Genomic DNA, 22,437 nt, shown 5'->3' with positions numbered 1-22,437 from the left:
ATAGATCACTCAATTATATTTTGGCTTCTCTCCAAAATATTGATAATAATAACATTTTAATTTGCCATTATATAATTTTCTATTCTTATCTGATTTTTTTCCAAAATGTTTTTCAAATCCTTCATGAGCCGTTATTATAAAATAAGACCAATTTTCAAGCTTTGAAAATACGCTGCCCATATCCTCATAAAGTTTCTCCACTTCCTTGACATCTCCAAGTCTTTCGCCATAAGGTGGGTTACTTATTATAAAACCATATTTCTTTTTTGAACTAAAACTTTGAACAGGAATTTTTTGAAATTCAATTTGGTCTGCCACTCCTGCTTTTTTAGCATTATCTTTTGCGGTTTTAATTACCCAGCCATCTATATCCGAAGCTAAAATTTTAAACTCTTTATTATTTATGGAATTTCTAGCATGCTTTCTCAAATCATCCCATAAATCATGAGGAATTATACCCCACTTTTCTGACACAAAGCTCCTATTTAAACCTGGTGCTATATTTTTTCCTATCATAGCAGCTTCAATGACAATAGTTCCAGAACCGCACATAGGATCTACGAGTACTCTAGAGGGCTCCCATTTGCTTAGGAGAACTAAAGCTGCTGCTAAAGTTTCCTTCATAGGTGCTCCACCTGAGTTCTTCCTATATCCCCTCTTATGAAGTCCTTCACCGGATGTGTCTACCGTTAAAGTTACTATATCCTTTAATATTGCTACTTCTATTTTATATTCTACTCCATCTTCACTAAATTTCTCTCTGTTATACTTTTTTTTCATAGATTCAATAACAGCTTTTTTAACTATTGACTGGCAATCCGGCACGCTATGTAGTTTGGATTTTATAGATTTTCCAGTTACATGCATAAACGCATTTTCAGGCATTATGCTTCCCCAATCTACAGCAAGTGTTCCTTGAAAAAGTTCTTCGAAACTTTCAGCTTTAAATTCTGACATTTTTATAAGTACCCTGTCTGCAGTTCTAAGCCACAAGTTACAGGTAACTATATCCATCTCATCTCCAGGAAAAGTAACTTTACCATTTTCCAATTTTAAGTCATCATATCCTAAGTTTTTAAGCTCTTTAGCCACTACGGACTCAAGTCCAAAAGTTGATGTGGCAATTAAAGTATAGTCCATATTATCCTCCTAAAGTTATATGTATAAATCTAGCTTTCCTTTACAAGTTCTATAATTATTATATCAAATGTAGTTTTAATTTATATAGAAATTATAAAATATAAATGTTAATATAAATAAGACCAACAATTAGCAAGTATTATTAATTGTTGGTCAAAGTATTATTAATTCAGAATTTCTGTTTATATTTACCTTTTATCATCTTTGTTATATTGAAGGGCGGCTTTGCCTTCGTCACCAGTACTTATTCGTATAACATTTTCTACATTATATACAAATATTTTTCCATCGCCCATTTCTCCAGTGTGAAGAACTTTTTTAGCAGTTTCAACAACTTTCTCTACAGGTACCTCACAAACTATTATCTCTACTTTAACTTTAGGCAATAAATTAATATCCATAGTTAACCCACGATAATATTCTTTATGGCCTTTTTGCATTCCACACCCTAAAACATTTGTAACGGTCATACCTGAAATGCCTATATCTCCTAATGCTTTTTTCAGCTCTTCAAATCTTCCGCCAGAAGTAATAATATCAACCTTAGTAAGTTTGTCTCCCATTATTTTACCTCCTTTAAACATATATTTGCTTTCATAATACAGCTTATGATATTTTATGAAAATTAACTCTCTAATTCAATTCTCATTTTAAACTAGAGTTTCCTTTCTTACAATAAAATAGTCAATTGTTAAATATTCATTCCTCCATAAGCTTCTTCACCGTGTTCTGTAACATCAAGTCCAATTTGTTCATCTTTATCAGTTACTCTTATACCACTTACAGCTTTAATTACTTTAATTATTATAAATGTAACTATTGCAGAATATACAACACTTGCCACAACTGCTGTAAGTTGAATTAAAACCAATTTAGGATTTCCATGTATAAGTCCACTCGCACCGGCAGAGTTTATTGCTTTCCATGCAAATATTCCTGTAGCAATTCCTCCCCAGATTCCTCCTACACCATGACATCCAAAAGCATCAAGTGCATCATCATATCCAAACTTAGATTTTACAAAAGTAACAGTAGTATAACAAATAGCTCCTCCTATTAATCCAATAAGTATTGAAGCTAAAGGACTTACAAAACCTGCAGCTGGAGTTATAGCTACAAGACCTGCAACTATTCCACTAGCGACTCCAAGAGAAGTAACTTTCTTCCTATAGAGAAGTTCACAAATACTCCAACTTATTGCTGAAGCTGCTGCGGAAGTATTTGTAGTTATAAAAGCATTTACTGCTACATCATTTATAGCAAGTGCACTTCCAGCATTAAATCCATACCAACCAAACCAAAGTATGGCAGCTCCTAAGCATGTCATCGGCAGGTTACTAGGTTTGCCTACATTCTTCCTTTTCCCAAGCATAAGTGCTGCTACAAGTCCGGAAATACCTGAACTAATATGAACTACATTACCACCTGCAAAATCCAAAGCTCCGAGATTTTTAAGCCATCCACCTGTTCCCCATACCCAGTGAGCAATAGGATCATAAACTAAAGTTGTCCAAAGTAAAACAAATGCTACCCAAGGCATAAATTTCATTCTTTCTGCAATAGATCCTGATATAAGTGCTGGAGTTATTATAGCAAACATAAGCTGAAACAACATATATACTTGCTGTGGAATAGTAGCTGCGTAATCTGCATTTGGTGCAAATCCAACTCCTTTTAAACCTGCAAAATTAAAACCACCTATGATTCCCCCAATGTCTGTACCAAAACACAATGTGTATCCTATAAGTATCCATTGAATAGATATAACTGCTAAAGCTGAAAAACTATGAAGAGTGCTGTTTAAAGTGTTCTTTCCTCTAACCATTCCTGCATAAAATAAGGCCAGTGCTGGAGTCATTATCATTACTAGTGCCGCGCTTATAAGTACGAAAACTGTATCTGCTCCATTTACTCCGTTCATAAAAATACCTCCTTTTAAAAATGTGTATAAATTTTTGAAAAACTTATATATATAATACTAATTTTTAGACAAATTATCAATAGTAATATTAAAATTTTAATAATTTATTATGAATAGTATATTTTTATTAACAATTGCAGAATTTAGTTCATTAATATTCATATAAGAATTTATTCTTATATATTTCAGTATTGTATATAAGATTAAGAAATATACTACACATTATTAATGAATACTATAAGTTAAAATTTAACAAAAATAGTAGATAAACTTTCTTACGATGAAATAGGTAAGCTTTCAAGATGGTTTAACAAATTTATAAATAATCAAATGTCTATGATAAAGAGAGTTGGTATTTCTTCCAAAACATCAAAAGACTCTGTTGAAGTAGTTTCCAATTTAACTACGGACAATATATTTCAAATAACTAATAAAGAAATCGAAGATGTAGACAACATGGTTGTAAATATAAATCAAGCTGCAGATGAAATAAATAGAAGAACCGTTAAAGGTACTAACAGCAGTGAAAAATCCCTAAATCTACTTGAAGAAATACTGAGCAAAACAACAAGGTTAAAAGAAATAAGTGATACTTTAGAATATTCATCTGACAACCTTCAAGAAATGGTAGGTGCATTTAAGATAAGTTAAGAAAAATAGATTCATGAATATTTTACTTTCATGAATCTATTTTTATGATTTATTTTTATCAATAACTAATTTTGTGATCCGATCAATCTCCTGATTTACAATGGAAATGCCATTATTCGAATTATATTTTTCTTTGCCTTTAATATATGAAATATTATTGTAATTAATTTCATCAGAAACATCAATAATATATGATCGTGTTGGAGTTTCACTTATCTCTATAGATAATAGAAGCCATTTATTTTCCATTAGTAAGCTTTCAAAACATTCTTTAAAATATGCACATATGTTTTCAAGTGTTGGATTCAACGTATTAAATGGAGTAATGTTATTAATATATTTATCTTGAAACTTTTGTAGATATTTTTCAATATTCTTTTCTATATCATTAAAAATAATAAAGTTATCTTCTAACTTAACTGTATCTAGGGTAATCTCCCAGGTATGTGGGTGTTCTTCACCCAAAATACCCTTTAGATATATGGAATGTGATGCATTGAGGTAAAATTTAAATCTATATTGGTTATATTTCAAAAGTTTATTCCTCCATTTCCACATAATAGTTATACTTCAAATTACAGTTGTCTAATATTTTTTTCTGCAGACTTTAAAATTCTAAATAAATTTTGCGTTTCAGATGTTTTTACTGAAATTCCAAAGGATATGCTGCATATAGCACCAATAAAACTATTTTTTATTTTTTCTCCTATTTCATCTACTTTTCTGAAAGCAGCTTCTCTATCTGTGTTAATCATAATCAATACAAATTTATTATCACTTATTCTTGAAACAATATCAGATTCATTACAACTTTCTAAAAGTATTTCTGCTAATTCTACTAATACCTCATCACCCTTTCCACGACCTAAAACATTATTTATATTTTTTATACCTTCTATATTCACTCTAATTGCTGCAATAGGCAAAAATAACTCCTCATTCATTTTAGGAAGGATGGTATAAAAAAATTTTCTATTATAAACTCCCGTAAGTGGATCACATATAGTAGCTTTACGTGCAGATTTCTCCAGCTGACTTATTGTAGAAACAAAGTTTTGTACTTGAATATTCTTATTTTTAAGTTGGTTTTTAAGATTTTTTACCTTTTTAAACATAAAATACAAGTATAGTGAAAAAGCCACTGAAAGTATTATAATTGCCATAGTAGCTATTCCAGCAAGAATATATAATCTTACAATGTGTTGATTAAATAAAGTCTCTCTAAATAGATAATCTTCTGAAGTTGACATTCCTATAACATATTTTTCGTTTAATACTTTAAAAAAGCACCAGGAAACCATTTCTTTTCCCTTTTTACTGTCCTTTACAATTTCACCTTTACCACTTATCCCAGAGTTCATGAGACTTTTTACTTCATCCAAGTTACTGCCGCCATTATATTCCCATAAATTAAAACTATCTTTTAATCCTTTACCCTTATACTGTTCAGTGGTTAAATAATTTCTTTCAAATAAAATATTCTTGCTATTATAAAAAAACACATATTTATTTTGAGAATTTATCTCCTTTTTAATAATCTCGCTTATAACCTTTTCTTCTGCTGAATGTAATGTAAATCCCTTATTTTGTACATAATCATTTAAACTTTCCTGTAGCCTGTCTGATAATTGATTAGTAATTGAATATTGCTCTCTTGAAAAAGCATCTATTATATTCTTTTTATGATTGCCTATTTCATAAAATACGTCGAGCCACAATGCTGAAATAAAGGCTGCAGTTATTATAAAGATTAAAAGTATTTTTATTAAATAATTTTCTGATGCTCTTTTCTTCATCATCAATGCAATTTCCTCTCTTGAAATTATGATTCTAGCTTTATTTCTCCAATACAATATTATGGATTATTGACTATCCTTCTTACTTGGTCTATTATTTTAAATACTCTTTTAAAATCCGACTTACTTATATTGCAAAAGGCTCTATACTCCTCTTTTAAATTCAGTGTTCTCCACTTACTCTCAAGCTTTATGCTATTGATAATTCCTGCAAACCTTATCCAAAATATCATAAAGTTAAATAGAGGCATTAAAACAATCAAATAAACTTTTGCAGAATAATATTTTCTTATATCCTTATACTCTGCAAGATATACCCTTACATTTAGATAAAATAAGAATGCAGATAGAACATATAATAAATATATTACAAATACAGATCCTAAGACAAGATAAAGTGGGTAATCCATAAATAGAAGAAATATAAGGGCAAAATACCATATCATCCTAGGAAACGCAAACGTATGATCATACATCAATATCCTTATCATAAAATTGCTAAAAAATCCTCCAGCTGAATAGAGTTTGTCCTTTAAAAACATATGTGAAACTTCCATTTCACCCCGCTGCCAACGCTGGCGCTGAGTATATAGTTTATTAAAATTATCGATAGGCTCAACAAAAAAAAGTGCATTTTCACACAAATATACTTTTTTCTTTAGCAAATGCCTAACTTGAAAAGTTATCTGGGTATCTTCACATACAGTTTCACTATTATAGAGCTGAGTTTTTAAAATTGTGGATTTTCTAAACGCTGAAAAGGCACCAGATAAAGTATATATACTGTTGAGCTCCGATTCAAAATTTCTTCCTGCTAAAAATGCTTGAGCATATTCAAAAAATTCACACCTTCTTACTAATTTTAAAAACGGAGTTTTAGTGTTTTCTATATATTTGGCATCGGTTAAAATTGCACCGGTCATACAGTGGATATGCGTATTTTGTTCAAAACGTACAACCATATTCCTTATTGCGTTAGTTTCAAGTATGCCATCACTGTCAATATGAATTATATATTTCCCTCCGCTATTAAAAAGTGCCATATTAAGTGCTTTTGATTTACCCTGTTTCGCATTTAAGTACCTCATGGACAGCCCTTCAAATTCTTTCTGACTTTTTGTGAAAATTTCGAAGCTATTATCACTACTCATATTATTTACAAGCATCACATCTATAAGTTCAGTAGGATAATTAGATTCATATATGGATTTAATACAAGATTCCAGGGTTTGTGCAGAATTGTATACAGGAACAATAACTGTTATTTCCGGAAGTTTTCCCGAAAAACATTCCTTTTTTAGGGACATTTTCTTTCTAATTAAAATAAAAAATCCTACAATGGAAGGCACAATTTCCATTATAAATGGTATTATAATCCATGCCATCCAAAAAATCATTTCCTTAAAGGTTTTACTTAATATCATCTCCATATAAAACATTACCTACCTTTTGCCTTTTAATTTGAGACCTGGTAAATACGTAAAAGTACAAAATTATTGACAAGGCATAAAAAACTATTCTTCCAAATATAGTATGAGCAAAATAAAAAATATTGTTACCATAATAATATACAAGTACACAAATAATAAAAATTCTAATTATATTTGCCAGGAATATCCACACTACTCCTATTATATTGTACATTATTTTTTCCAGTGTATTATATAAAGGAAAGAACCATAAAAGTGCAGTAAAAGCAAGTATCTCTATTACTCCTGAACACTCATAGTCTATATACATGGATATAGCTGATCCTCCACTTTGTATAAGTATAAGTGAATACTGGTAAAATGCCTGATAACATCCTGTGACATCTCCCATAATACCTGAGGCTGCTGCAACTGAACGACTTAACACATTTACTAAATAAGGCTGTAAAATCACCATCATGAAAAAAAACAAACCAACAGATCCCGCCACAAATTTAAAGAAATACAATTTAGCTCTTGTAAAAACCGTTATTAAATATATCCATACAATTAGTAAAAAGCATATTAATATCTTCATTCTATTTTTCTCTTTCTACGATAGATAAAAAATCCAGAAGCAACGATCAAGATACCTATAGAAACTCCCATGTAAGGATAAGTACTACCTACTTGAAATGCTACACCCTGATTGCCTAAATTAGGAAACCCAAGATTTAAAGTAATCATTTGATCTTTGCTGTCCTTTTGAAAAATAGTTAAAGGTATTCTAAATTCACCCTGATCACTTGTTTTTCCGTCGCTGTTGCTTCCACGTACTACGTATCCGTCTGTAGAAAACGGCCTGTAATCCATGCTATAATTATAAATAGATATACGCCCTTTGGACGGTCTATCAACCTGTATAGTCAAGTTTCCTTGAATGCCATTATTATCAGAATATGTTATTGTATAGTTATTTAACTGTTGGCCTCCTACAGTTGCCATTTTTATATATAAATATAAATCTTTATCGTCTGAATACCACTTCACAGTGTGAACTGCTCCCTGCCAATAATATAATTTTTGGCTTGGCTTATCAATCCAGTCATCAAAATATCCATCTAGTGTCACTCCACTGTCAGCAGCATATACTTTTAAAGGATATAAAAACATTACAGATATAAGGAGTACAGATATAATTGTAATTATCTTTTTCATTTTAGACCACCCTTTTATATATATAAATAATAAAAAATGCAAACCCCATTAGTCCTATTACAGATACAGCTATTCCTTGAAATAAATAGGGATAAGTAACTCTAATTTTAGTTTCGCCTTTATTTACATTCAAAAGATTTTGTTTTGAATAGATTTCGCCACTATTACTTTTATAGGCATCTAAAAATGCAACTGTTGTATTGACATTGTTTTTAGGAGAATTTATAGTAATTGAATTTTGTCCATATTTTAAATCTATAGGTATAAGAGTCCGCTTAGGCAGTATGGAAGATTTAGTTCTCATTATTGTATCCATTATAGTCAGTACTTTGCTGTCGTCATTTTCCATTCCGTGGAACATTAAATTAAAGCCTAAAAAAGTTATATTTTTATTTTTTCCTTTTCCACTTCCGAGAAAAGGAACTTTTTTGCCGTTGACCCAAGAGAATCCTGTAACCTGAGGAACATTATCTAAATAAACTGTATTCCATATTTTATATTCATCTTTAAAATTTACACTTTCATACTTTTTATTGTTAAAAAACATGTCCGGTATCTTTGTACTAAACGTAATGGGCTGGGCTGTAACCCCAAGAAAAACCATACGATTTGTAATTGTATCTGACGGAATTCTATTCATATCTATAATAACCTTTATCCCCATACTACTTAACTTAGAAACCATATTTTCCGCTTTAGATCTACTATTATAACGGAAATCTGAAAGATAAATCACTTTATATTTACTAAGTTCATCTAACGTATAATCTTCAATATTCCAGGAAGATCCTATTTCAAAAGAAGGATATTGAAGAGGTATATCCGATGCAGAACGCCCTATGCACAAACCGGAATATTTTGTTACCACACCAAAGTTTTCCGAAGTTTTTCTATGAAATACATAACCCTCGCTTGTCTCTTTGTATAATGTATATTGAGAAAGCTTTGCCGCACTATTTATAATGCTAAAATCTCTCTTATTCTTTTTCATAGGTGCTTTGGCTACAACAGCAGTATCACATCCCATTTCAAGGGATCTGTCAAACATATAATTGTAATAGCCCTTTTCAAGTGCAGTATTTAAAAGCACAATATTTTGAGCCGTTGCTGCCCCCTGCCATGCCCAACCATAGGAATATGAAGTTTTCTTGTCTTCACTGCAAATATAAAAAGATGGATATGCCCCAAATGTACTGTTGTCGAGCAGTGCAATTCTCTGTTTTGTAATATTTTTAGCTGAACTCAAAATATTGTCTACTTCAGCGGATTTAATTTGTGGGTATAATGAAAGATTAAATGATAAAGAACTGTCAGCAGCTATTAAAACCACCATTATAATCATAAAATATTTTTTACATTTTGTCCAATTCAATAAACTAATAATAAATAATGCATAGGCTATAGGAGTAAATCTAACCATCCACAATAGCTGGCTAAAGGGCATCTTTTCAAGCATAGGTACAAAAGCTGTAGTTGTTCCCAGAAATATCACTATAGAGGTAATAAATCCTGGTACACTTTTTTTGTTTGAAACAAATATTCCCAAAATCGATATAATCAAAATTGACAATCCATAATAAAAATATTCTCTATCTACTATACCAAATAATCTTAAAAATGGATTCAATGAAATAGTAAATGGAGTAGCTAAAAGCTCCATCATCTGAGAAGAAGTAGCTCCACTATCCATAGAAACCAGTCCGCCCTTTAAAGCAGGATAAATCCAAATTCCACAAATTGCAAAAGATAAAAGCATTGTTAATATAACATGAAAGCTTCTTTCAATTTTCTTGTTCATTATAGAATAAAGAGATAAAAATATAAATGAAGCAATTCCTATCATAGCCCCTATCATTAAATGGCACATTATTATGGCACACATAAACAGTGCAATAGGTATAATAGAAGATCTATCATCATCTTTTACAAATTTCCATACAAAATAGAACAAGTAAGGTATAAGTGCTGCAATAATAACCCTAGGTATGTTTCCAGCAACAAAAAGCACTCTTATATTTTCTGGAAGAAAAAACCATAGAATTCCAAAAACTAAGGAAAGTAATATCCTTCTCTGGTGTATACCCCACATCAGCCACCCTAAACCTCCTATAAAAAATGAATATCCAATAAAAATTACATACCCATTAATGGGATTTCCACCGGAAATAAATTCACATGCAGCAAGTACATAATAGGAAAGCGGTCCCCAATACCTAAAGGGTTGTACGCCATTGTACCAAAACTGAGTAAAGAGTGGATATATATTGCCTTCTTTTATACTTTTGTATAGCAAATCTCCTTTAAATATATGTCCATAAGTATCTGCACCCCAGGGGTATCCTCCTGTTTTTGCTATGCAAAGTAAAAGTACTATTGTTCCAATTAGCAAAACAGATATTGCTCCTGCTGTCTCTAAGAAAACATGATTACTTTTTCTCATTTTGTCATTATGCCTTATAGCGTTAGGAGTTTTTTTACTTTCTTCTATTTTTATAGTATTCTTCTTTTCTATAACTTTCTCCTTTTTATCATCCTCTTGTATCCATGTTCCTTCAACAATAGTATTACTTGAACTTTTTAAATCATCTGTTAATTGTTTAGCTGTAGTATTTAAAATATTATTAATAATTATTCTTGTCATTCTTTTTTTATAGTTTTTAAACTCTTCCTCGTAACCTGGTTCTTTTATATCATTTTCATCATAATTTACAACATAAACCCTTGCAGGAGTTTCACTAATTTCTAACCTTACAAGTATCATATTATTATTCTTCAATATTTCTTTAAGCCGAACGTATAAGAAATCTCCTACATTTTCAATTGTGGGTTCTATCTTATCAAAAGGTTCAATCAAGTTTAATTCTTTTTCATCATAAATATTCAAAAATTCTTGTACTATTTTTTCAACATCATCATATAAGGCAAAATCATCGTTGATAATTTTTATGAAAAGTGAAATTTCAAACGTATGCGAATGTAAATTTCCACGTCTATTATTGATTAAAACACTATGAGAAATATTTATCTTAAATTTATACTTATATCCTTGAAACTTCACTAAAAATCACCACCTAATGATTCCTATTTATTTTTATAATAGAATTCTTTTCCTTGTTTTTTGGCAATCAAATACCTAGGTCTTCTCTTTACTTCGTCATATATTTTAGATATATATATGCCAATAATTCCTAAACTTATCATTATGCAACTTCCAATTCCCAGTATCAGAATTATGACTGTAGTAAATCCTGTAAAAGCCTTACCATTAAATTTCATATACAAAGTTTGTACAAATAAAATGCAATCAACAAGCATCATTATAATGCCTAACCAAGCAACTATATACAGTGGTAGTGATGTATAAGAAGTAACAGAGTATATTCCAAGCTTTACTAGATTACCAAGTGACCATTTAGACTTACCACTAGTTCTAGCTTGGACCTCAAAGGGAATTTGAATTCTATTATATCCCACCCAGGCTGACATACCTCGAAAGAAAGTAATTGATTCATGCATTGATTTCCATGCCTCTATTACTTTTCTATCCAATAATTTAAAATCAGATGCACTGTTTAAGTTTATTCCTGACACTTTATTGAACAAATCATAAAATGCTGACGCAGCAAATTTCCTAAATAAAGGTTCCTTTCCTCTCTCCAATTTAATTCCTTCTACCACATCATAACCTTGTTCCTTCCAAAGACGTACCATCTCAGGTATTAATTCTGGGGGATGCTGCAAGTCACAATCAAGTATGACACAAGCATCTCCCGATACATGCTCTAACGCTGCACATAAAGCAGCCTCTTTTCCAAAATTACGGCTTAACTCAATAATGGATATGTTATTATAATCCCTGCACAATCTATTCATCTCTTTAGAAGAGTTATCCGTAGATCCATCATTGACTAATACAAATTGATGTTCTATATTATTCTCTAATAAAATTGACATTACTTTAACTACATTAGAATATACTTGCTGTTCTTCATTATATATTGGTATAATTATGGAAACCATAATCTCAACCCCTTATATCAATTTGTAGTTATAATATTAAGTATAAATAATTTTATGCACAAACTTCTTACTTTAATATTCGAATTTTTATATTTTAAATTGACTTACTATATCTGTAAGTTTTTCTGCAAGTTCTGCCTGGCTTTGAGAAGAACCAGATATATCTGAAATAGCCTTAGTAACCTCATTTACACTACTGGAAATTTCCTCAGATCCAGCCGCAGACTCCTGGGCAGTAGCTGCTGCACTTTGGATACCACCATTTACCTCAGATACTATATCACTCATCTGTTTTGAAGCTACAGCAATTTCCTCTGACATCTGATTCATAAATTCTGCATCCTTTTCATACTGCAGCCCTGTATCCATTAGAATTTGATAATTGGGTTTAACACTATTTGATATATAATTCAAAATTTCTTTGCCGCTGTCAGACAAATTATTAAAAGCATCTTCCACCGCAAGTACCATTCTATTTATATTTTCAACTGCTTCTGAAGATTCTTCTGCCAATTTTCTAACTTCATCTGCAACTACCGCAAATCCTTTACCATGCTCACCTGCACTTGCAGCTTCAATAGCTGCATTTAAGGCTAGAAGATTTGTCTGCTCTGCTATATCACCAATAGAAGCTGCCATAATTTTAACTTCTGAAACCACTTTGCCCTTTTCAATAGCCTTTATAATATCATCTCTTCTTTTATTATATATATCATTACCTTCTTCTATACTTTGAGCTGCCTTTTCCTTTATGTCTACAGCACGTTTTTTTATTTCTGTTGAAGACTTTGTAGCTTCATTTGCCTTTTGGGTAAGCTTATGTGTATTTTGCTCCATTTTTTCACAAGAGGCACTTATTTCTTCTGTAATCCTACTTAAATCTTCAGATCCACCTGCTATTTGTGAAGTAGACTCATTTACAGACGTCATCATAGAGGAGATTTCCTCCGTAGTAGCAGATAATTCTTCACTAGAAGCACTTATATTTTCAGTACTTTGCGTTATCTCAAGTACCAAATTTCTAATATTTTTATTGGCCTTACCCAATTCTCCAGCTATAGTTCCCATTTCATCTTTACTCAATGCCTGAATAGATTTACTTAAATCACCCTGACTTATAGCATCTGTAAATTTTAAAATACTATTTGCTTCTTTTGAAATTGATGAAGCAATCCTATTTCCTAAAAAGAAAGCTACAACTATTCCAATTAGAGTAATTATCATTATCATATACAATGACTCATTATATATAGACATATTGCTGTTATTCTTATCATTGGCTTTTTGAACTTCAGTTTGAGTCAACTGCTCAATAGTAGAAGTTAATTTATTTCTATAAGTAGCTGCTTCCTTATTTACATTCATGGCATCATCATATTTTCCTTGACCCATAAGTTCTATAATTTTATTACATATGTTTCTCCAGTCAATCAATTGACTTTCCAACTTAGATACTAAATTTTTTTCCTGCAAAGTCAAATCAGAGTTTTTATAATTATTTAATATACTGTTATCTTTATTTTGATAAGGAGCTATATTTTTTATAGTATCCTGAACCTTATCTTTATCTCTGCTTTCAACAAGATCTATTGTCTCTAAGCGCTGATGCATTATATCAGCATCAAACTTGTCAAGATTTTTAACATTTTCTAAATCCACACTGTACATCTCATTTGCACCCTTATTTATATTATGCATGTTCACCAAGCCTATTATTCCTACAATTACAACGAATAAAGTTACCATAAAAAAGCCTATAACCTGCTTTTGTTTAATTTTTAAATCATTAAACCATCTCATATTATTTTCCCCCCGTAAGATATCAAATAACTTGTCCTAAACAACATAAAACTTAAATATATTACTAAATTTCCACCTCAATAAATAATAAAAATCATTACTATATTATTTACAAATATGGAAATTATTAAATTGTAAAAATAAAACCTCACACCTATAGATTATAGATGTAAGGTCGGTTGTATCATTAACTCCGTATATGTCTGATACCCAAATTACGGCATATATATCATAGTTTCCTTTACATTATCAATAATATTAACACAAATACATACCTTATTCAACAAAATTCTTATCCTGTAAAGTTAAATTATAACTGTACAATCCCTATTTAACTTTCCACTTCTTCAACTCTAGTCCCACCCTTAGCTGTAAAGGAAAAATAAGATCCAATTAGTATGAAGCATATTCCTATGACAGTATTCATAGGTATTTTTTCGCTTAAAGCAATTAATGCAAAAATAGGTGCAAGTGCTGGTTTAATAAAGAAAACTATAGATGCTGTGGTTGCTGAAGTCTCGTCCATAGCCATAAAATAAAACATATATCCTAATCCTGTTACTACAATTCCTAAAAATATTACCGGAATTATATTAGCAGCACTTATTCCATAAATAATTGGTATATGAGACATAAAACTTAAACCACCCTTAGGATTTATTATGCTGCTAACTACTGGAAGATTTGATAATAATATAATCACAAGCATAATAATATCTCCAACTAAAAAACTAACACAGTTTAAAGTAATACTTCCATACTTTTCAGATCTTAGCTTTCCAACTACACTATAAAGTGAAAAAGTAACCGCTGCTAAAATAGATAATACTATACCTTTTACATCACTAACTGTACCAAAAGGATTTAGTATGCACACTATACCAACCAGACTAAGTATAATTGATATAATAGTACCTCTATTTAAATCTTCTTTTAAGAACAAATATGCAAACATTACCGTAAATACAGGGTTTGTACTAAAAATTATGGCAACCGTAGATGCCTTTGTAAATGTAATTGCCAATTGAAACAGGGACATGCTGAGTACAACACATAAAAATCCTGTACCTAGAAAATAATATAAATCATCCTTTTTAAACTTCATTTTTTTATTTCTCATAGCTTTAATAGTTGGTGGAAATAAAATTAATCCTCCTATTAAAAATCTAAGAAAATTTAATTGCAACGGATTTAAACCCACAGCTAATTTGCCTACGATTTCCATCGTACTAAAAATTACAGCAGCTAAAATAATAAATACGTAACCCACAATTACAAACATCCTTTCCCAAAATATTATTTAAATATATTAATTGAAACCTCTTTTAATTTTACTTATACCTCCTTTTATTCAACTTGCATATTTTCAATTAAAAAACAACATCAAAAAACAGCATTAATATACTTTAGAATATATCAATGCCGTGTTCCTGTCACTTTTATGCAAAGGGATAACTTTACACCATAACAAAATGGCAATTTCATTAAACTTATATTTACTTGTCTTCATTACCGCTTTTGGTAATAAGTATATATCTTTCATAACAGTTTGTCAACGATGCTATTATAGCTTTTTTAGCGATTCCGAAATAATTATCAGCAATATCTTTTACCATATCATCTATATCTTTTATGTTTCTACCAGCCAGCAATTTTTTTATATATTCTCTTGCTGTATTCGTTACAAGTGTACACTCTATTTCATATATTTTCCCTGTAACTCTATCTAAAACAGCTGTCATTGCAATCTCAGTATAAACCTCAGTTGCAGTTATTCCACCTGGAAGTTTTGCATAACCACTAACAAATATCTTATTTCTTTTCAACTCACTTATCTCCTAAACTTTAATCTTGATGAACCCTTATGGCAAAATTTCTAAACAGCATCATTATATCATATTTATCATAAAAAATCCTTAGATATGACCTCTTCTAAATCTTAAATTTTTGTACCATTTCACTGAGTTTTTGTGAAAATTCAGCCTGACTTTGTGCACTTAAAGCCACCTGATCTATTGCCTTAGTTGTTTCACTAACACCAATTTTTATATTTTGTGCATTTTCACTCGATTTCTGTGAAGTTGAAGCCACATTTTGAATTGCATCGCTTACTTGAGCAACTGTAGCAGTAAGTTCTTCCGACATAGATGCTATTTCTTCTGACATCTTACTTACAAAATTTGAATCCTCACTATAGTAATCTATTATACCTCTAAGCTGTTCAATTTTTCCGTATATCTCTTCATTTATAAACCTTAACAAATCACTACCATTTTCAGATAATTTTTTAGATGCATCCTGAACCTTTAAAATAGTATCCTGTATACTTGCTACAGCATTTTGGGATTCCTCTGCAAGTTTTCCTACCTCCTGTGCAACTACCTCAAAACCTTTTCCCTGCTCTCCTGCCCTAGCTGCCTCTATAGACGCATTTAGCGCAAGCAAATTTGTCTGTTCTGCAATACCTGAAATAGTTTCTGCCATAACCCTTATATTTTTAACAACCTTTCCATCTTCAATTGCCTGCAGCATATTGTTTCTCTTTTCCGTATACAAATTTTGTACCTGATCCATAATCTCTTTTCCATCTTTCTTGCCTTTGGTGGACTTTTCTTTTGCATTGTTTGCATTATTGCTTCCCTCTATTGCTTTGCCAGATAACTCATTGATGCTTGAATCTATTTCTTGTATAGATGCAGATATTTGTTGTGATGATGCACTTGCATCTTCAATTTGAGCTGTTATATTTGTTACTGCATTGTCTATTTCTTGAACTTTGGATGACAATTCTTCTGATGTAGAAGAAAGTTCTTCACTAGATGCACTCATATCCTGTGAATTATCCATTATTACCTTTATAAGTTCTTTGATATTCTTCTGGGCTTTTATAAGTGCTTCACTGGTTTTACCAAATTCATCTTTTCTAGTAACTTGATACTCATGGGTTAAATCAAATTTTGATAAATTTTCTGCAAAATCTAATGTTTCCATTAGTGGATTATTTATATCCCTTGATATAAATAATCCAAGACCTATTGCAATTAATGCCCCTATTATCATTAATATTATCATAGATCTATTTGAAGTTATATATACTAAGTGGTTCTCTACATTAGATGCCTTGGCACTATCGTTATTTATACTTATAAGTTTTTCAAGGTTGCTAAACATTTCCGTCTTATATCCTATTAATTGTTCATACTGTGTTACTACTTTATCATTATTTGCCGTATTCACAGATTCGACAACGTTTTCTCTTAAAGTTCTATATTGACTAAGTTGACTTTTAAATGTAGACCATATTTGCTTTTCTTCGTCATTCATGGATAACTTTTCATAACTAGAGATATACTTATCACTTTCAGCCTTATTTTGTTGAATATCTTTTTCTAAGTCATCCTTTTTAAAATTATCCTTTACATATACCAACTGTAATATATCAGACTCAGCCTGTGTCAAATTTTGCTTCATATCTGTAAGCATATACACACTTTGTAGTCTATTATTATACATTTCTTCAGAATTGGCATTTACAACTCCTAACGATTTTATACCTATAATTCCAACAATAACAATTAATATAGATATAATAAGGAAACATAAAATTAATTTTATCCTTACTCTCATATTTTTAAAAAAAGTCATATATTATCTCCCCTTTCATTCCCCTATATACTATATATTACAACAATGCCTAATAAAATCCAAATTATCCGGTGTTGCACAATATAAGAAGCACCTACCTAAGTAAATGCTTCTCAACTATATAAATCTTATTCACTATTGTCATTTTTCACATAACGCATAAACTACTGAAATGTTTTTACATACTGTTTCAAAATATTTTTATATTTTGAAACAGTATGTAAAAACATATTCATCATTTCCATGACAGTTTACCCCACTTGATCCAAACTCTACTGCCAGAATGTTATCTTTTGAATAAAAACGTGTATCTGCAGAGCCATGTTGTCCAAATAAAATGCAATCTCTATCTAAAAATTGTGAAGCTACATTTTTAAGCTTTTTAACATAAGGAGAATTTATATCAGTTTTTACTGGATCCCCTGTATCTGAAATAATTATTTTACAATCTACTTTATTCTTAATTTGTAAAACAATATCATCTATATTTTGTTCAGGCAAAGTTCTTATATCAAGAGACATTTTACAATAATCAGGTACTTTATTATATACTTCCCCTCCATGAATCATTGCTAAATTAATTGAAGGTCCTTTGTACAACTTTGAATTTTCTTTGGCAAAAGGAAGATTTTTAATTGTATTATAGTGTTTAGATATACAGCAGAAAAAAGCTTAGCTATATTTTTACAAACTAAAATTTAACTAAGCCTTTAATATTCTATTTTTCTCTATGTACAACCCTATCATCTTCTTTAACACTATATAAAACTTGACGTCTATAGTAATGGATATAACTCCTTTTCTTCTCTATCTATTCTATCTGATAAGGCCTTAAAAATTTGTATTGTATCTTGTTTAAACCCTTCAATATTATTTGTAATTTTATTAGATGTATTATATTTTGATTTATAATTTTCATATGCTTCAGTAACTTTCTTCATTTCTTCACTATGCTGCCTTTTTAAACTTACTATATCCATATTCTTTCCTCCTTAGAATTGATTTACTATTAGTTTATCACTGAAAAACTATAAGTTCAGTATCATTTGTTACAACTTTCTTATTAAAGACAATGGATAGCTTTTATTTAAGTCATTGAGAGATTGCAAGCAGTGTTAGTAATTGATCCATTAACTACCATTATGCTACACATCCACACATAAAATATAGGACCAAGGCATTTACTCCTTAATCCTATTATAATTTCTCATACTCTACGTTCTACGAACAGAAATGCTGATATTATTATCTAGTAGTTTTCTGCTGAATCATATTCTTTACTTCTTCTTGTGTTAAACCGTCAGCATTAATAACAGGAACTTTTGTAGAAGTATCACTAAAACCCATCATATCTGTATTATATCCTGCTGTAACAATTGCATCTAAATTTTTGCACTTTGAAACATTATTCTCAAGATCTTCTCCTAAAATTTGCACTGAATATCCTTGAGCATTTAGATAATCTGCCATTCTAGACAATCCTTTTTCCACACCAATGTTTTTCATATGTTATCACCTCGTATTTATTTTTCCACTCATAGGTGTGGATATACATACTTATCACGTTTATTTTAATAAAAGTTGTTTGTTTCATAATGGTGTATTATAATTTAAATTTACCTACACTTTCATTAAGTTCCTTTACAACTTTATTTTATCAGTAGATGTATGTTTGTCTATAGTTTCTAATTTTCTAACAAAAATACATCCTACTATACTAACTATAATAATAAATACTGCTGGAAAATGACTATTTATTCCCCACAATATACCTGTTAAAGTTCCACCCACAAATGAGCCAATAAATTGTACTGTATTATAGATACCAGTAACAGTTCCTCTAATTTCCTTTGTAGAAAGTTTTGTTACACTTCCCGGGAGTATTGCACTAAAATTCATATATCCTGCCATGAAAAAAGTAGTTCCCAAAAGTATAATATAAAAATTGTTAAAAAAAAGGCTTCCTCCTCCAACTAATATACCTGCAAATGAAAAAAACGCTATCATAGATAACTTTCCTCTGTCTGCCAATTTTGAAGAAACAATCATGATGATAATACCTATTAAAGTTGCTGGTATATATTCCTTATAATTCCAAATTTCTATATAGGAATTTTATCTTATCTTACAGCTATAATATTTGATGACATAGGCAAAATCTTGACCTCAATATTCCTCCAACAATAACAAAAGCCTCAGAACATAAGTCTGAAGCCTTAATTTTTGTATAATAAAAGCCCTAAGAGTTCTTCTCTCAAGGCTATTTACATCTTTCTAGAGTTTACATTATAGCACGATTTCTACGATATATTCAACGGACAACCTACCATCTTTTTATTGTAAGAATACAAATCCACGGTACAAAAGCACCGTGGAATAAATCCGTTGGAATATTAGTTTACAATATCTTTTTTCAACTTTGTTACGCTAATTAACGTAACAGCTTATTTATTTAAAGTATACTATAAATCAATTATTATTTATTGTACTTCAATACGTTCAACCTTTCCTAATAAGAATAAATAATTAAAAATGGCAATTACAATTAGAACAGCTGAGAACAATAGTGCTGGAACAAATGATCCTGTTGCTCCTACAATAAATCCAGTAATAATTGGTCCTACAACTCCACCCATATTAGAAACTGTATTTTGCATTCCAGCAACTACTGATGTCATATTTTTAGGTGCAACATCTCCAGGTAGTGCCCATACTTGAGAAGCTGCTACAGTGTTACCCGACTTAGCAATACAAAGTAATGCAACTGCTAAAGCTGGTGATTTAGTAAACGCTGCTACTCCAATACAAGATGCCATTAATAAGCCTACAATTAAAAATACCTTTCTCGTTGCAGTAAGTGATAATAACTTTTTAGAGTATACCTTATCAGATAGCCAACCTGCTATTATTTCAGCAACCATAGCACATAATAAAGGAAGTGACGCCGCAAATCCCATTTTAAGTAAACTCATTCCTCTTTCTTTGACCAAATAAGTAGGTAGCCATGTAATAAAGAAATATGAATTATAATTTATCATAAAAAATCCTATGCACATAGCCCAAATATTTTTATATTTCAGTAATTGATACCATTTTATCGAACTCTTTGAATCAACATTTTCAGCTTTAACGTTTTCATTGTTATCCTGGTTTATGTAATCTAACTCAAGCTTATTTACTCCTTTATGTTCCGCAGGAGTTTCCTTAAAAAATAACAACCATATAATAGTCCATATAACGCCTAACAAACCTATAAAAGCAAAGGTTAATTTCCAGTCAAATGTTACAATAAGCCATGCAATTAATGGCATTGCAATTGCTCCTCCAAATTTGGAGCCACTATCAAACAATCCAGAAACAGTAGCTCTTTCCTTTTTAGGAAACCATTTTGAAGTTATTCCTGCATTACTTGGATACGCACCAGCTTCTCCAGCTCCTAAAGCTACACGAAATCCTAGCAATGATTTAAATCCTACTGCTAAACCCGTTACAGCAGTCATTATAGACCACCAGCCAACAGCAAATCCAAGGGTCTTTTTTTGACCAATTCTGTCTGCAACCCAACCTGCTGGAATTTGTAATAATGCATATGACCAGAAAAATGCAGACATGAGAATACCCATTTCTCCAGATGATAAGCTAAATTCTTTAGATATATGAGTAGCTCCTGTAGAAAGTACTGTACGATCAATATAGTTAATTGCAATTGCAGCCCACATCATAGCAGCAACAATCCAGCGAATATTTGTCTTTCTACCCATGCTGTTTTTCAATGTACTTTTTCTATTTTCCACAACTATACCCCCAATTTAACCTATTTATAAAGAACTTAAAGTTTGTTCACAATAAATTTAGGTTTTTCTTTATTGACTAATACGCTTACAATATTTTCTACACAAGTCATTCCAAGTGCATCAGTAGCCCCAGCTGTATAGCCCGCAATATGAGGTGATGCAATAAAATTAGGTAACTCAAATAATGGGTGTGATTTTAAGGGTTCCTCTGTAAATACATCTAAAGCTGCCCCTGAAATTACTCCTTCTTTCAATGCTTTATAAAGGTCCTCTTCTACAACAATCCCCCCCCTTGATGCATTAACTAAATATGAACTTTTTTTCATCATCTTCAATTTTTTATAGTCAATTAAATTCTTCGTGCTATCTAAAAGTGGAATATGAATTGAAACAAAATCACTTTGTTTTAATAATTTATCTATCGTTACAAATGTAATTCCATTTTCAGCTGCAAACTTTTCATCTGGATAAGGATCATATGCAAATACATTCATACTGAATCCCTTTGCTCTAAAAGCAACTTCTTTACCTATGTTTCCAAGTCCAACAATTCCTAAAGTTTTTCCATGGACATCAGTTCCAAAAGTCCTTGGCCATTCGCCTTTCTTTGTCAAATCATTAGCTTGAGGGATTTGTCTTGCTGAAGCAAGTATTAATCCAAACGCAAAATCTGCAACAGCATGTTTATTAGCATTCGGAACATTTGTTACATATACATTTCTCTTTTTTGTTGCTTCTAAATCAATATTGTCAACCCCAACACCATGTTTACATACAATTTTCAAATTTGGCGCATTTTTTAATACGTTTTCATTAATTTGAGTAAAAGCCACTATTAATGCATCAACATCGTGTATCTTTTCTATAAATTCGTCTTCTGCAATATCTGCTGGCAGATAACTGACTTCTATACCGTTTTTACTTAAATACTCTATAGGTTCTTTTGAATATTTTGCAAATGAAGGTGATGTAGATATTACTTTCATTTATTACACGTCCTCTCTCATTTCTTACCAAATCAGTATGAACAAATTTACATACTA

General features: G+C 30.7%; 21 protein-coding genes. 1 reads left to right on the top strand and 20 read right to left on the bottom strand.

Translation table 11 applies throughout. From position 1 onward, the window contains the following. Positions 1 to 9: 9 nt before the first annotated feature. The 3 genes from CLJU_RS01985 to CLJU_RS01975 form a co-directional block, all read right to left on the bottom strand. On the bottom strand, positions 10 to 1,140 hold the full coding sequence (locus CLJU_RS01985; RefSeq protein WP_013237088.1) for a THUMP domain-containing class I SAM-dependent RNA methyltransferase: 1,131 nt from the start codon (positions 1,138 to 1,140) through the stop codon (positions 10 to 12). A gap of 188 nt (positions 1,141 to 1,328) precedes the next feature. Next, positions 1,329 to 1,703, bottom strand: a complete 375-nt coding sequence (locus CLJU_RS01980; protein WP_013237087.1) for a P-II family nitrogen regulator — start codon at positions 1,701 to 1,703, stop codon at positions 1,329 to 1,331. Between the two features lie 128 nt (positions 1,704 to 1,831). After that, entirely contained in the window at positions 1,832 to 3,061 is a 1,230-nt protein-coding gene (locus CLJU_RS01975) for an ammonium transporter (RefSeq protein WP_013237086.1), read from the bottom strand. Between the two features lie 336 nt (positions 3,062 to 3,397). Between CLJU_RS01975 and CLJU_RS01970 the strand changes: the two genes are divergently transcribed. Continuing rightward, positions 3,398 to 3,712, top strand: coding sequence for a hypothetical protein (locus tag CLJU_RS01970; protein ID WP_041705006.1), 315 nt, complete (start codon positions 3,398 to 3,400; stop codon positions 3,710 to 3,712). 42 nt (positions 3,713 to 3,754) lie between these two features. Here the strand turns inward: CLJU_RS01970 and CLJU_RS01965 are convergent, their stop codons facing one another. The 17 genes from CLJU_RS01965 to CLJU_RS01885 form a co-directional block, all read right to left on the bottom strand. Further along, positions 3,755 to 4,246, bottom strand: a complete 492-nt coding sequence (locus CLJU_RS01965; protein WP_013237084.1) for a 6-carboxytetrahydropterin synthase — start codon at positions 4,244 to 4,246, stop codon at positions 3,755 to 3,757. A gap of 41 nt (positions 4,247 to 4,287) precedes the next feature. Continuing rightward, complete coding sequence (locus tag CLJU_RS01960; protein WP_013237083.1) at positions 4,288 to 5,511, bottom strand: GGDEF domain-containing protein; 1,224 nt, start codon at positions 5,509 to 5,511, stop codon at positions 4,288 to 4,290. A 56-nt stretch (positions 5,512 to 5,567) separates the two neighbouring features. Continuing rightward, positions 5,568 to 6,938 carry a TIGR03111 family XrtG-associated glycosyltransferase gene (locus CLJU_RS01955; protein ID WP_013237082.1) on the bottom strand — a complete coding sequence of 457 codons (1,371 nt, stop codon included), beginning with the start codon at positions 6,936 to 6,938 and terminating at the stop codon, positions 5,568 to 5,570. Next, the gene (gene xrtG / locus CLJU_RS01950; protein ID WP_013237081.1) at positions 6,919 to 7,515 is read right to left on the bottom strand and encodes an exosortase family protein XrtG; all 597 of its coding nucleotides are present in this window, start codon (positions 7,513 to 7,515) and stop codon (positions 6,919 to 6,921) included. Before xrtG ends, CLJU_RS01955 begins: the two co-directional genes overlap by 20 nt. Continuing rightward, positions 7,512 to 8,135 (bottom strand): Firmicu-CTERM sorting domain-containing protein, encoded by a 624-nt coding sequence (locus CLJU_RS01945; RefSeq protein WP_013237080.1) that lies wholly within the window; start codon positions 8,133 to 8,135, stop codon positions 7,512 to 7,514. Before CLJU_RS01945 ends, xrtG begins: the two co-directional genes overlap by 4 nt. Before the next feature lies 1 nt (position 8,136). Further along, positions 8,137 to 11,193, bottom strand: coding sequence for a 6-pyruvoyl-tetrahydropterin synthase-related protein (locus CLJU_RS01940; protein WP_013237079.1), 3,057 nt, complete (start codon positions 11,191 to 11,193; stop codon positions 8,137 to 8,139). Positions 11,194 to 11,216: 23 nt separating this feature from the next. Continuing rightward, positions 11,217 to 12,155 carry a glycosyltransferase family 2 protein gene (locus CLJU_RS01935; protein ID WP_013237078.1) on the bottom strand — a complete coding sequence of 313 codons (939 nt, stop codon included), beginning with the start codon at positions 12,153 to 12,155 and terminating at the stop codon, positions 11,217 to 11,219. An 87-nt stretch (positions 12,156 to 12,242) separates the two neighbouring features. Beyond that, entirely contained in the window at positions 12,243 to 13,955 is a 1,713-nt protein-coding gene (locus CLJU_RS01930; RefSeq protein WP_013237077.1) for a methyl-accepting chemotaxis protein, read from the bottom strand. A gap of 331 nt (positions 13,956 to 14,286) precedes the next feature. After that, positions 14,287 to 15,225, bottom strand: a complete 939-nt coding sequence (locus CLJU_RS01925; RefSeq protein ID WP_013237076.1) for a DMT family transporter — start codon at positions 15,223 to 15,225, stop codon at positions 14,287 to 14,289. A 226-nt stretch (positions 15,226 to 15,451) separates the two neighbouring features. Then, on the bottom strand, positions 15,452 to 15,781 hold the full coding sequence (locus tag CLJU_RS01920; RefSeq protein WP_013237075.1) for a DUF3870 domain-containing protein: 330 nt from the start codon (positions 15,779 to 15,781) through the stop codon (positions 15,452 to 15,454). A 106-nt stretch (positions 15,782 to 15,887) separates the two neighbouring features. Continuing rightward, positions 15,888 to 17,600 carry a methyl-accepting chemotaxis protein gene (locus CLJU_RS01915; RefSeq protein WP_013237074.1) on the bottom strand — a complete coding sequence of 571 codons (1,713 nt, stop codon included), beginning with the start codon at positions 17,598 to 17,600 and terminating at the stop codon, positions 15,888 to 15,890. A 201-nt stretch (positions 17,601 to 17,801) separates the two neighbouring features. Beyond that, positions 17,802 to 18,200 carry a peptidase dimerization domain-containing protein gene (locus CLJU_RS01910; RefSeq protein ID WP_013237073.1) on the bottom strand — a complete coding sequence of 133 codons (399 nt, stop codon included), beginning with the start codon at positions 18,198 to 18,200 and terminating at the stop codon, positions 17,802 to 17,804. Positions 18,201 to 18,376: 176 nt separating this feature from the next. Beyond that, the gene (locus tag CLJU_RS01905) at positions 18,377 to 18,580 is read right to left on the bottom strand and encodes a hypothetical protein (RefSeq protein ID WP_013237072.1); all 204 of its coding nucleotides are present in this window, start codon (positions 18,578 to 18,580) and stop codon (positions 18,377 to 18,379) included. A 265-nt stretch (positions 18,581 to 18,845) separates the two neighbouring features. Continuing rightward, positions 18,846 to 19,106, bottom strand: a complete 261-nt coding sequence (locus tag CLJU_RS01900) for a YkuS family protein (protein ID WP_013237071.1) — start codon at positions 19,104 to 19,106, stop codon at positions 18,846 to 18,848. A gap of 135 nt (positions 19,107 to 19,241) precedes the next feature. Beyond that, positions 19,242 to 19,655, bottom strand: coding sequence for an MFS transporter (locus tag CLJU_RS01895; protein WP_275507166.1), 414 nt, complete (start codon positions 19,653 to 19,655; stop codon positions 19,242 to 19,244). A gap of 425 nt (positions 19,656 to 20,080) precedes the next feature. Then, entirely contained in the window at positions 20,081 to 21,394 is a 1,314-nt protein-coding gene (locus CLJU_RS01890) for an MFS transporter (RefSeq protein WP_013237069.1), read from the bottom strand. A 35-nt stretch (positions 21,395 to 21,429) separates the two neighbouring features. Next, the gene (locus CLJU_RS01885) at positions 21,430 to 22,380 is read right to left on the bottom strand and encodes a phosphoglycerate dehydrogenase (protein WP_013237068.1); all 951 of its coding nucleotides are present in this window, start codon (positions 22,378 to 22,380) and stop codon (positions 21,430 to 21,432) included. Between the last annotated feature and the right edge of the window lie 57 nt (positions 22,381 to 22,437).

Source organism: Clostridium ljungdahlii DSM 13528 (genome assembly GCF_000143685.1).
Lineage (GTDB): Bacteria > Bacillota > Clostridia > Clostridiales > Clostridiaceae > Clostridium_B > Clostridium_B ljungdahlii.
This window is presented reverse-complemented; position numbering and strand designations above follow the sequence as displayed.